Origin of the sequence: Actinomadura sp. CNU-125, assembly GCF_001942465.1 — a bacterium.
Lineage (GTDB): Bacteria > Actinomycetota > Actinomycetes > Streptosporangiales > Streptosporangiaceae > Spirillospora.
In genome coordinates, this window is record NZ_MKJY01000321.1 from 1 (window position 1) to 11,751 (window position 11,751).

11 protein-coding genes and 2 pseudogenes are annotated in these 11,751 nt (G+C 72.1%); 6 read left to right on the plus strand and 7 right to left on the minus strand.

Annotation, left to right across the window (positions count from 1 at the left end; genetic code table 11):
• The 3 genes and pseudogenes from rpsR to BJF79_RS30770 all read left to right on the plus strand — a co-directional run.
• Nucleotides 1–98: pseudogene (rpsR, locus tag BJF79_RS54070) on the plus strand (30S ribosomal protein S18); the annotation flags it as partial.
• Nucleotides 99–116: 18 nt separating this feature from the next.
• Nucleotides 117–563, plus strand: a complete 447-nt coding sequence (gene rplI / locus BJF79_RS30765) for a 50S ribosomal protein L9 (protein WP_075902681.1) — start codon at nt 117–119, stop codon at nt 561–563.
• Nucleotides 564–724: 161 nt separating this feature from the next.
• Nucleotides 725–1,519, plus strand: a complete 795-nt coding sequence (locus tag BJF79_RS30770) for a peptidoglycan recognition family protein (protein WP_262402780.1) — start codon at nt 725–727, stop codon at nt 1,517–1,519.
• Between the two features lie 25 nt (nt 1,520–1,544).
• On the opposite strand, the gene BJF79_RS30775 is transcribed toward BJF79_RS30770, so the two are convergent.
• Both BJF79_RS30775 and BJF79_RS30780 read right to left on the minus strand, forming a co-directional pair.
• Nucleotides 1,545–1,733, minus strand: coding sequence for a hypothetical protein (locus BJF79_RS30775; protein WP_075902685.1), 189 nt, complete (start codon nt 1,731–1,733; stop codon nt 1,545–1,547).
• Between the two features lie 92 nt (nt 1,734–1,825).
• Nucleotides 1,826–3,148, minus strand: coding sequence for an MATE family efflux transporter (locus tag BJF79_RS30780; protein WP_075902687.1), 1,323 nt, complete (start codon nt 3,146–3,148; stop codon nt 1,826–1,828).
• A 337-nt stretch (nt 3,149–3,485) separates the two neighbouring features.
• Between BJF79_RS30780 and dnaB the strand changes: the two are divergent.
• The 3 genes and pseudogenes from dnaB to BJF79_RS30795 all read left to right on the plus strand — a co-directional run bounded on the left by dnaB (nt 3,486) and on the right by BJF79_RS30795 (nt 7,169).
• Nucleotides 3,486–5,679: pseudogene (dnaB, locus tag BJF79_RS30785) on the plus strand (replicative DNA helicase).
• Nucleotides 5,680–5,732: 53 nt separating this feature from the next.
• On the plus strand, nt 5,733–6,311 hold the full coding sequence (locus tag BJF79_RS30790) for a TetR/AcrR family transcriptional regulator (RefSeq protein ID WP_075902689.1): 579 nt from the start codon (nt 5,733–5,735) through the stop codon (nt 6,309–6,311).
• Between the two features lie 75 nt (nt 6,312–6,386).
• Nucleotides 6,387–7,169, plus strand: a complete 783-nt coding sequence (locus tag BJF79_RS30795) for an oxidoreductase (RefSeq protein ID WP_075902691.1) — start codon at nt 6,387–6,389, stop codon at nt 7,167–7,169.
• A gap of 45 nt (nt 7,170–7,214) precedes the next feature.
• On the opposite strand, the gene BJF79_RS30800 is transcribed toward BJF79_RS30795, so the two are convergent.
• The 5 genes from BJF79_RS30800 to BJF79_RS30820 all read right to left on the minus strand — a co-directional run bounded on the left by BJF79_RS30800 (nt 7,215) and on the right by BJF79_RS30820 (nt 11,712).
• Nucleotides 7,215–8,561, minus strand: coding sequence for an FtsX-like permease family protein (locus BJF79_RS30800; RefSeq protein WP_075902694.1), 1,347 nt, complete (start codon nt 8,559–8,561; stop codon nt 7,215–7,217).
• On the minus strand, nt 8,558–9,358 hold the full coding sequence (locus BJF79_RS30805) for an ABC transporter ATP-binding protein (RefSeq protein ID WP_075902696.1): 801 nt from the start codon (nt 9,356–9,358) through the stop codon (nt 8,558–8,560). The genes BJF79_RS30800 and BJF79_RS30805 overlap by 4 nt, the downstream gene beginning before the upstream one ends.
• 463 nt (nt 9,359–9,821) lie before the next feature.
• Nucleotides 9,822–10,712, minus strand: coding sequence for an LLM class flavin-dependent oxidoreductase (locus BJF79_RS30810; RefSeq protein ID WP_075902698.1), 891 nt, complete (start codon nt 10,710–10,712; stop codon nt 9,822–9,824).
• A gap of 33 nt (nt 10,713–10,745) precedes the next feature.
• Nucleotides 10,746–11,249: a GNAT family N-acetyltransferase gene (locus BJF79_RS30815; RefSeq protein WP_075902700.1), complete on the minus strand. Its 504-nt coding sequence runs from the start codon at nt 11,247–11,249 to the stop codon at nt 10,746–10,748.
• Nucleotides 11,250–11,352: 103 nt separating this feature from the next.
• The gene (locus tag BJF79_RS30820) at nt 11,353–11,712 is read right to left on the minus strand and encodes a helix-turn-helix domain-containing protein (RefSeq protein ID WP_316043476.1); all 360 of its coding nucleotides are present in this window, start codon (nt 11,710–11,712) and stop codon (nt 11,353–11,355) included.
• Between the last annotated feature and the right edge of the window lie 39 nt (nt 11,713–11,751).

Genomic DNA, 11,751 nt, shown 5'->3' on the forward strand with positions numbered 1-11,751 from the left:
GTCACGGGCAACTGCACCCAGCACCAGCGCGACGTCCCGCGGCGATCAAGAACGCCCGCGAGATGGCGCTGCTGCCCTACACCAGCACCGCGCGCTGAGTCAGGGGGACGCAGACCATGAAGCTCATCCTGACCCAGCAGGTCTCCGGGCTCGGCGAGCCCGGCGACGTCATCGACGTCCGTGACGGCTACGGCCGCAACTACCTGATCCCGCGCGGGTTCGCCATCCGGTGGACGCGCGGCGGCGAGAAGGAGATCGACTCGATCAAGAAGGCGCGTTCGGCCCGCGAGATCGCGACCGTCGAGCACGCCAAGGAGGTCGCCGACCGGCTCGGCGGCCTGCGCGTCACGCTGCGCACCCGGACGGGCAGCAACGGCCGCCTGTTCGGCGCGGTGACCGCGGCCGACATCGCCGAGGCGGTCAAGGCCGCCGACGGCCCCGACCTGGACCGCCGCCGCATCGAGATCGGCAACCCGATCAAGACCGTCGGCACCCACCGGGTCAGCATCCGGCTGCACTCGGACGTCAACGCCACCATCGACGTCAACGTCGTCGAGGGCTGACGCCCGACGCCCGCACGATCGCGAACCGGCCCCCACGCGTCCACCGCGTGGGGGCCGGTTCGCGTGCGATGCCGTGAACCTCCCGTTGCTTTGGAAGATCGACAAGCGGCGGATACGTTCCGTTACTAGATCACCACGGAACGGAAGGGACGGTGTCGATCGTGCGATCAGGAGAGGACCTGCGGTTCGACCCGGCGCCGACGCGCCGGACGATCATCCGCGGCGCGATGGGGGCGGGCCTGCTCGCGGCGGGTTTCGCCCCGCACAATGGGGCCATGGCGGACGAACTTCCCGCCGGGGGACCGGGCGGCCTCGGCGAGCGGACGGCGGCGGAGTTCTGGGCGGGCGAACCGCGCCTCTACACGCGCGCCGACTGGGACGCCCGTCCGCCCAAACGTCCCGCCGAGGTGCTGAACCGCGCGCCGGACCACATCATCGTGCACCACACCGCGACGGCGAACAGCAAGGACAGGTCGCTCTCGCACGCGTTCGCGCTGTCCCGCAAGATCCAGCGCTGGCACATGGACGGCAACGGCTGGGACGACGCGGGCCAGCAGCTCACGATCAGCCGCGGCGGCATCGTCATGGAGGGCCGCAACCGCAGCCTCGACTCGATCCGCGCGGGGAACCTCGCCGTCGGCGCGCAGGTGCTGCACCACAACGACCACACCATCGGCATCGAGAACGAGGGCACCTACTCCACCAAGGGCGTTCCCAAACGGCTGTGGACATCCCTCGTCGAGGTGTGCGTGTGGCTCTGCGAGCAGTACCGTCTCGACCCCAACGAGGCGATCGCCGGGCACCGCGACTTCAACAACACCTCCTGCCCTGGCGACCGGCTCTACCGGAGGCTTCCCGACCTGCGCCGCGAGGTCGCGGCGCGCCTGGACGGGGTCCCGAAGGGCGGCGCCCACCCGGAGACGTCGATCTTCCCGCCGTTCGACCCCTTCGGGTGAGCGCGCGCGCCTTCGTGCGTCGTCGTCACGTGCCGCGGTCGGTGTAACCGGTGCGGCGGCGGGCGATGTCCGGGTCGAGCTCCTCGACCAGCGACCAGATGCCGGCGACCCGCTCCACCAGCGTCTCGGGCGGCAGCTCGGCCAGGCCCTCGGCCGCCAGGTCGTCGATCGCCTGCGCGAGCCGGTCCAGAGGGTCGCCGTCCGTGGAACACATGTTCGAATAGTAGTGAGCGGGAAGTGTGGGACGCGTGTGCTTTGCCGATTCGATACGCACATCGACGAACACGTAAAGTGATGACGTGTAGCTCAGCGGACGGCGCCGGTCACCATCCAGCGGTCCCCGCGTGCTCGCAGGCCGAGGGTGAGCATCCGCGTGCCCATCCACAGCCCGATCGCGATCCACAGGCCGACGAGCCCGCCGCCCGTCCGGTACGCGACGAGCGCGGCGGGCAGGAACACCAGCGTCGCGACGAGCGTCGTCGCGGCCAGGTACCCGCCGTCGCCCGCGCCGATCAGGATGCCGTCCAGGACGAACACCACGCCCGCGATCGGCTGCAGCAGCGCGACGAGCAGCAGTGACGCGAGCAGCAGGTCGCGCACGTCGCCGTCCCCGGTGAACAGCCCGGGCAGCCACGGCCGGACCACGAGGATCAGCGCTCCGAACAGCACTCCGCAGGCGATGCCCCAGCCGACCATCCGCCGGGTGACGGCCCGCGTCCCCGCGACGTCCGACGCCCCCAGGTACCGGCCGGTGATCGCCTGCCCCGCGATCGCGATGGCGTCCAGCGCGAACGCCAGCAGTGTCCACACCTGGAATCCGACCTGGTAGGCGGCGATCTCCGCGTCGCCCATCCGCGCCGCGATCGACGTCCCCGCGATCAGCACGACGCGGAGCGCGGCCGTCCGCAGCAGCAGCCCGAACCCCGCGGTCGCCGCCGTCCGCAGCCCCGCCGCGTCCGGACGCACCGGCGCGCCGTGCCGTCGCGCCCCCCGCAGCACCACCGCGACGTAGACGGCCGCGCTGCCCGTCTGCGCGAGGACGGTCCCCCACGCCGAACCCGCGATGCCCCACTCCAGGACGATCACGAACAGCACGTTGAGCACCAGGTTGCCGCCGAAGCCGCCGACCGACACGAGCAGCGGCGTCCGCGTGTCCTGCAGGCCGCGCAGCACGCCCGTCCCCGCGAGCACCACGAGCATGGACGGGATGCCGAACAGACTCACCCGCAGGTACGTCTCGGCGTAGGGCGCCACGTCCGCCGACGCGCCGAACGCGTCGACGATCGCCGGAACCAGCGGCCACGCGGCCGCGACGAGCACCGCCCCGATCGCGAGCGCGAGCCACATCCCGTCGATGCCCTGCCGGATCGCCGCCCGCAGATCGCCCGCACCGACCTGCCGGGCGACGCCCGCGGTCGTCCCGTACGCGAGGAAGACGCACAGGTACACCAGCGTGCTCAGCGCCTGCCCCGCCACGCCCAGGCCGCCGAGCTGGCCGGTGCCGAGGTGCCCGATGATGGCGCTGTCGGTCAGCAGGAACAGGGGTTCGGCGACCAGGGCGCCGAACGCCGGCACGGCCAGCCGCAGGATCTCGCGGTCGTGCGCGCTCACGAGACGGCGGGGGTTCATCACCGCTGAAACCTACCAGGGTGTAACCCACGAAACGGAGTTCACCCCTTACCGGAAAGTTCTTCGGCGACTTTCTTTCGCCCACACCCCGTGGACGAAGTCGTGCCTGGTCAGGAAGCCGCCACGCGATCTTGTGGATAACTGTCCCCAGAGTTGTCCACAGGTCTTGCACAAGCTCTACGGCGTGTTTGCACAGGTTGTCCACATAGTTATCCACAGGCTGCTTTGCTCCGCGCCCCCGATGCTCGGGAGAATGTCGGACGCCTCGGATAGACCTGAGACGCACGGGCGACGCGCGGACGGGGCCGCCGACGCCCGAGATGAAGGGGGTGCAGCCGTGAGCGTGTCCGACCTCGGACCCCATGAGCAGGAATTCGAACGCACTCCCCCGCACGACATCGCCGCCGAACAGGGCGTCCTCGGCGGCATGCTGCTCTCCCAGGACGCCATCGCCGAGGTCATCGAGGTCCTGCGCACCTCCGACTTCTACCGGCCCGCGCACCAGATCATCTACGACATCGTCCTCGACCTCTACGGCCGCGGCGACCCCGCCGACGCCGTCACCGTCTCCGGTGAGCTCACCAAGAACGGCGAGATCAACCGCATCGGCGGCGCCCCGTACCTGCACACGCTGATCTCCTCGGTGCCCACCGCCGCCAACGCCGGCTACTACGCCAAGATCGTCCACGAGCGCGCCGTGCTGCGCCGCCTCGTCGAGACCGGCACCCGCATCGTCCAGATGGGCTACGCCGCCGACGGCGCCGACGCGACGAGGTGCTCGACCGGGCCCAGGCCGAGGTCTTCGCCATCGCCGAGAAGCGCGCCGGCGAAGACTACGTGCCGCTCAGCGAGATCATGCCCGGCGCCCTGGACGAGATCGAGGCGATCGGCAGCCGCGGCGGCCAGATGGTCGGCACCCCCACCGGCTTCGCCGACCTCGACGCCCTCACCAACGGCCTCCACCCGGGTCAGATGATCGTCGTCGCCGCGCGCCCCGCGATGGGCAAAGCCCTCAAATGCGACACGCCGCTTCCGACCCCCTCGGGTTGGACGACGATGGGCGAGGTCCGTGTCGGTGACCACCTGATCGGTGCCGACGGCAGGCCCACCCGGGTCACCGCCGCCACCGAGGTCATGGAGGGGCGCCCCTGCTACGAGATCGAGTTCTCCGACGGCGAGGTCATCGTCGCCGACGCCGAACACCAGTGGCGCACCACCGCCCGACCCGCGCGCCGGGCCGGGCGTCCCGAGGTCCTCGCCGGAGCCGGGAGCGGACGTCCCGGCGGGTTCGGCGGCGAGCGCGAACCGGCGCCCGCCACACGGACCAGAACGACGGCGCAGATCCTCGCCACCCTTCGCCACGACGGCGCCCCGAACCACGCGGTCGAGGCGGCCGCCCCCTTCCGTCTCCCCGCGGCCGACCTCCCCGTCGACCCGTACCTGCTCGGGCTGCGACTGGGCTCCGGCCGGGCATCGCACCTCCCGGACGGCTACCTCCGCGCGTCCGCCGAACAGCGCCGGGCCGTCCTCGACGGGCTCCTGGACACGGCGGCCGACACCGGGGAGGACGGCCGCGTCCGCCTGACGGTCGCGAGCGCGCACCTCGCGCACGCGGTCCACGAGCTGCTCGCGACCCTCGGCCGCCGCGCCACCGTCGGAGCCGGACGTCCGGACGGTGCGGCGCCCCACCGGGTCAGCCTCGCCGACACCGACACCGACACCGGCGCCGACGCGCGGGTCCGCCACATCGTGGACGTGCGGCGGGTGGCGAGCGTGCCGGTGCGGTGCGTCCAGGTCGACAACGCCGACCACATGTACCTGGCGGGGCGGTCGTGCGTCCCGACGCACAACTCGACGCTCGCGCTCGACTTCGCGCGGGCGGCGTCGATCAAGCACGGGCTGACGTCGGCGTTCTTCAGCCTGGAGATGGGCCGCAACGAGATCACGATGCGCCTGCTGTCGGCGGAGGCGCGGGTGGCGCTGCACGCGATGCGGTCCGGCACGATGCAGGACGAGGACTGGACGCGCCTGGCGCGGCGGATGAGCGAGGTCGCCGAGGCGCCCCTGTTCATCGACGACTCCCCGAACATGTCGATGATGGAGATCCGGGCGAAGTGCCGGCGGCTGAAACAGCAGCACGACCTGAGGCTCGTGATCATCGACTACCTGCAGCTGATGCGTCCGGCAAGCGGGTGGAGAGCCGCCAGGTCGAGGTGTCGGAGTTCTCCCGGTCGCTGAAGCTGCTCGCGAAGGAACTCGGCGTCCCCGTCATCGCGCTGTCGCAGCTCAACCGAGGTCCCGAGCAGCGAACGGACAAAAAGCCCATGGTGTCCGACCTTCGCGAGTCGGGCAGCATCGAGCAGGACGCGGACATGGTGATCCTGCTGCATCGCGAGGACGCGTACGAGAAGGAGTCGCCGCGGGCCGGCGAGGCCGACCTGATCGTCGCCAAGCACCGTAACGGGCCGACGGCGACCGTGACCGTCGCGTTCCAGGGGCACTACAGCCGCTTCGTCGACATGGCCCAGTAGATCGCCGGGAAATATTTGACCCGCAGGTCTAAAACCGTGCTAGTGTCGAGGACGTGGGAAGACCGAAGCAGTTCGATCCGGATGTCGCCGTCGAGCGGGCGATGGACGTGTTCTGGCGTAAGGGCTACGCCGGGACGAGTCCGCAAGACCTCGCCGTCGCGATCGGCATCGGCAAGGGCAGCCTCTACAACACCTTCGGGAGCAAGCACGCGCTGTTCGAACAGGCGCTGCGGCGGTACCGGGACGACCAGGCCGCCGCGCTGGTCGAGCTGCTCGAACAGCCGGGGCCGGTGAAGGAGCGGCTGCGCGAGGTGCTGGAGATGCTCGTCGCGATGGACCTCGCCGACCCGGATCGGCGCGGCTGCCTGGCCGTGAACTCGGCGGCCGAGGTCGCGTCGGACGATCCGGTGGCGGCCGAGCTGGTCCGGCGCATGCTGGACCGGACGGAGGGCGCCTTCCGTGCGCTGATCGAGCGGGGCCAGCGGGCGGGCGAGATCGCGGCCGACCGCGATGCCGCCGCCCTCGGGAGCCTGCTGGCGAACACGGTCGTGGGGCTGCGGCTGATGGTGCGGGTCGCGGAGGGGCCCGAACGGCTCGACCGGGTGATCGACGCGGTGGTCGACTCCCTCTGATCCGGACGCGGCGTCCGCCCCGTCCGGCTTTCTTTCGCCCGAATTTTGTACCTGTAGTTCAAAAAGGAGAATGTCATGAAGCTGGGACTCGACTCGAAGACGGCCGTCGTCACCGGTGCTTCCCGGGGGATCGGCCTCGCGACCGTCCGGACCCTGGTGGACGAGGGCGTGCGCGTCGTCGGTGCCGCCCGCACCGTGACGCCCGAGTTGAAGGAGACGGGCGCCCACGCGGTGGCGGCCGACCTGAGCACCGCGGAGGGCGTCGCCGCCCTGATGGACGCGGCGTTCACCGAACTGGGCGGCATCGACCTGCTGGTGAACAACGTCGGCGGCGGGGACGACGTCACGCCGGGCGGGTTCCTCGACGTCGACGACGCCGCGTGGGGCAGCATCTTCGACGTCAACCTGCTGAGCGCGGTCCGGACCACGCGGGCGGCGCTGCCGAGTCTGATCGAGCGGCGCGGGTCGATCGTCAACGTCTCGTCCATGAACTCGCGGGTGCCCGCGGCCGGTCCGGTCGCCTACAGCGCGGCGAAGGCGGCGCTGACCGCGCTGGGCAAGTCGCTGGCCGAGGAGTTCGGGCCGCAGGGGGTGCGCGTGAACACCGTGTCGCCGGGCGTCGTCCGCACCGCCATCTGGGAAGCCCCGGACGGGTTCGGCGCGAAGATGGCGGCCGCGATCGGGGTGGACCACGCCGCCCTCCTCGACGGGATGCCGCAGGGCGCCGGGATCACCAGCGGCCGCATCACCGAACCCGGCGAGGTGGCGGCGCTGATCGTGTTCCTGCTGTCCGACGTCGCGGGGAACATCATGGGCGCCGAGTACCTCATCGACGGAGGCTCGGTGAAGACGAGCTGAAACGATGGCCCGTCCGCCGCGGGAGCGCGGGGGACGGGCCATCGCTCAGGCGGAGACGGCATCGATCGCCGGCGTGCGGAGGGCGCGGCGGGTCGCGGTGGCGATCGTCGCGCCGGTGAGGACGGCCGCGAGCGCGACGACCGCGACGTACGTCCACGCGTCGCCCTCCGGGAACGGGGAGTCCACGCGGGCCAGGCTGAACGGGACGATCGTGAACAGCGCGGCGACGGACCCGCAGGCGACGCCGAGGGCGGTCTGCACCACCGACTCCACCGCGACCGTGTACATGACCTGGCGGGGCGTCGCGCCGACGAGGCGGGTCTGCCCGAACTCGCGGCGGCGGTGCGCGGTCGCCGCGACCAGCGTATTGATCAACATGATCGCGGTGAACACGATGATCATGCCGATGACCACGAAGTTCAGCGTCTCGATGTTCTTCTCCTCGGAGGTCTTGGCGATCCCCGCGGCGGACACGGCGGCGTTCTCGGTGGATTGCAGGTAGAGGGTGCCGACGGCGATGCCGGTGAACAGGATCACCGGAGTGACCGCGGCGGCCATGGCGTTCGTGCGGCGCAGCATCCCGGTGACGGCCAGGTCGCCCGCCGCGCCGCCGAACCGGCGCAGCGGACCGGCCAGCACCGACGCGGCCCGCCGCACGATCGCGGGCGCCAGCAGCGCCAGACCGAGCGCGGCGAAGATGTCGGCCTGCCCGGAGGTCGCCATGGCGTCGCTGCCCTCGTCCTTCATGACCGTCACCGTGATGACCGCCTCGTTGATCGCGACCACGAAGAACAGCACCGCGAACACGATCCGCTTCTTCGTCAGCCGCCCCGAGTCGGTGTCGGCGAGCGTGTCGGCGATCCGGCCGCGGGCGAGCCGCCGCGCGGTGAGCAGCGCGGCACCGACCGCGGACACGAACGTGATGCCGACGCCCATCGAGATCGCGATCGGGCCGAAGGCGTGCGAGACGTCCGCGGGGACCTGCCCGGTGTCGTGCAGGAGCGCGAGCAGCCCGCGCCCGGCGAGGACGGCGGGCCCGATCGCGAGCAGCGCCGCGACCACGGCGAGCCCCGCGGCCTCCCCGGTGATCATGCGGCTGAGCTGCGCGGGCGTCGCACCGATGCTCTTCAGCAGCGCCATCTCCGCCGACCGCTGCCGGACCGACAGCGTCAGCGTGGACGTCACGGCGAAGACGACGAGGAGCAGCCCCCAGCCGCCGACGACGCTCGCCATCGTGACCAGCGTCGTGTGGGCCGACCCGCTGGTTCCGGACGCCGTGTCGAGCATCGACGCGAACGCCATCAGGATCGTCGCGCCGAGGAACAACGCGAGGAAACTCGCGGTGAACGCGCCCGCCCGCTTGCGCAGGGAACGCAGCGCCAGGGCGGTCATCGTCCCACCCCCGCCGTGGTGCGCTGCCGCGCGACCTCGTCGGCCAGGTGCGTCATGCGCTCGGCGACGGACTCGGCGGTCGGCGCGGTCTGGTGCCCGACGATCCGGCCGTCCGCCAGGTACAGCACCGCGTCGGCGTACGCCGCCGCGACCGGGTCGTGGGTCACCATCACGATGGTCTGCCCGTCCACCCGCACGGTCTCCTGCAGCAGCGCGAGGACGTCACGGGCACTGCGGGTGTCGAGCGCGCCCGTCGGCTCGTCCGCGAACAGGACACGGGGACGGGCGACGAGAGCCCGCGCGATCGCGACCCGCTGCTGCTGCCCGCCCGACAGCTCCGACGGCAGCCGCCCGAGCCGGTCGCCGAGACCGACCCGCCGCAGGACGTCCTCCGCCCGCCGCCGGTCGACCGGCCGCCGCGCCAGCTTGAGCGGCAGCACCACGTTCTGCATGACGGTCAAGGTCGGAAGCAGGTTGAAGTGCTGGAAAACGAACCCGATGCGCTCCCTGCGGAACTTGGTGAGCGCCGCCTCCGTCTCGCCCGCCAGCTCGGCGCCGTCGACGAGGATCCGCCCCTCGGTCGGGCGGTCGAGCCCCGCGGCGCACTGCAGCAGCGTACTTTTCCCCGAACCGGACGGGCCCATGACCGCCGTGAACGACCCGGTCGGCAGCGACAACGACGCCCCGTCCAACGCCGCCACCTGCCCGTCGCCGCTCCCGTAGACCCTCCGCACCCCTTCGAGCCGCAGGGCCTCACCCGACCCGTCGGCCGGGGGCGCCGTCTTGCGTCCGAACATGGTTCCGCCTTCCGTCCCTGCACCCCCTCGCGGAGCGCCTCTGCAAACGAAGCTACGGACGACGGACGCCGGCGTGGATGGGCCTGAACCGCCGATCAGGGTAGGGAAATGTCCACTGTGTTTGTTTGCGTCGCCCTCGGCGTCGGGCCCTGGGGGCCCTCCTTCAACGGGCACCGCGTGCGATTGCTGCATCGCTCCGACTCGCCCGGGGGGCTCGCTGCGCGATCAGATTCTCGCTTCGCTCGAATCTGGCTTCGCTCGCAATCGCAGTGGTTTGGGTCCGCTCTGGCTGGGGTGGGGCTGGCGTTGGCTCACGGGGGCCGCCGGGCTCCGCAGCGGCCTCATCTGCGGGTTCCACCGCCCGGTCGTGCCTCCGGGCCCGCAGGCCACCTCCCGAATCCGTGAGCGGTCCCCCTGCTGCGAGCGAGGTGGGTGGGGTGTGGTGTTGTTCGGGCGGGGCGGGTCAGTGTAGGTGGGTGCGGGCTTCGGCCAGGAGGTCTACCTGGGCTCGCCAGTCGCCGCCGGAGATGCCGATGACGGCGTGGCGGGCTCCGGCGTCGCGGTAGGCGGCCAGGCGCTCGGCGGCCGCGGCGGGCGGGCCGGTGAGGGGGACGTCGGTGGCTTCGCGGCCGTAGGCGTCGGCGATGCTCGCCGCGATGTCCGCGCGGGACGGGACGTCGCCGCCGCCCAGTGCGCCGGTGCCGCCGATCGCGATGGTGGGGACGGGACGGTCGTGTTCGGCCGCGAGGGCGGCGAGCCGCGCGGCGCCTTCGGCGACCGCGCGCGGCGGGATCAGCGACGGGAACCAGCCGTCCCCGTACCGGGCGGCCCGCCGGATCGCCGCCGGGGAGTCGTTGCCGACCCAGACCGGCGGCATCGGGACCGCCGGGGTCGGCTCCAGGGGCGCGCCGGGCTCGTCGGGGAGCGGGGTGGCCTCGCCCGCGAGCAGGCGGGGAAGGAGGCTCAGCGCGGTGTCGGTGCGGCGGCCGCGTTCCCGGTAGGGGACTCCGGCGGCGGCCCACTGGTCGGGCCCGCCGCCCGAGCCGACGCCCAGCACGAGGCGGCCGCCGGACACGTGCTGGAGCGTCGCGACCTGCTTGGCGGCCCAGGCCAGCGGACGGATCGCCGGGACGAACACGCTGGTGCCGATCGTGATCCGTTCGGTGGCCGCGGCGGCGGTGGCGAGGGCGATCGGCGCGTCCAGCGTCGGGGCGCCGACGGCGAGGTGGTCGCCGTGCCACACGCCGTCGAGGCCGGCGTCCTCGGCGTGCCGGGCCGCGTCCCGCAGTGTGATGCCGTCCCGGTGCTGGACGGCGATGCCGGGGAGGATGACGCCGATCTCGATGGTGTCCATGCCACGATGCTGGACTCTCAAGTCGAGTCGAGGTCAAGCCGGGCGTTCGAAGAGGAGTTCGCGGCCGTCTTCCTCGTCCCACTGCTCGCCCACGTGGACGAAGCCGTGCCCGGCGATCGTCGCGAGGGAGCCCGCGTTGTCCGGGCGGATCGAGGCGCGGACCGTCCGGACGGACGGCTCCGCGGCGGCCCGGTCGAGCAACGCCGCGAGCATCGCGCGGGCGTGGCCGCGGCGGCGGTGCGCGGGGTCGACGGAGTAGGAGACCTCGACCAGGCCGTTCTCGTCGGGTCCCCGCTGGTAGCCCGCGTAGCCGACGACGGCGCCGTCCGGTTCGCTGATGGCGGCGCGGACGATCCAGGGGGCGTCCGCCGGGGTGCGGGCGAGCTGGTCGAGGCGGTATCGCCAGAGGTATTTGGCCTCGTCGGTCAGGAAGTAGCCGGTGAGTTCGACGCCGGTCGTCGCGGAGGCGCGGTCGAGGTCGTCGTCGAGAAGGGCGCGCATCGCGGCTCGGGGGAGTTCGGCGAATCGGAGGGGCATCAGTCGGCTTTCGCGTGGTGGTCGACGATCCGGGTGAGCAGGTCGGTCAACCGGTCGCGGTCGGCGGGGGAGAGCGGGGCGAGGAGGTCGTCCTGGACGCTGGTCACGGTGGTGTGGAGCCGCTCCAGGTGATCGATGCCGTCGGGGGTGATGGTGACGATGTTGCGGCGCGGTCGGCGGGGTCGGGGGTGCGCCGGACGTGGTGTCCGGCGGCGAGTTCGTTGAGGGCGGCGACGACGTCGCTGCGGTCGATGCCGGTGCGGCGGCCGAGGTCGGCCTGGCTGGCCGGGCCGTGTTCTTCGAGGGCGGCGAGCAGCCGGTAGTGGTATCCGCGGGCACCGGCGGCGGCGAAGGCCGCGAACACCAGGCGGTGCGAATGGACGGACGCCACGTTGATCAGCCAGCTCGGCAGGCGGCGGACGCGGTCGGACGGCTCGGCCTCGGCGATGTTCACGTAGGCCACTCTACTCGTTTGTTGGTCGAGCCAATGATTAGGTTACTG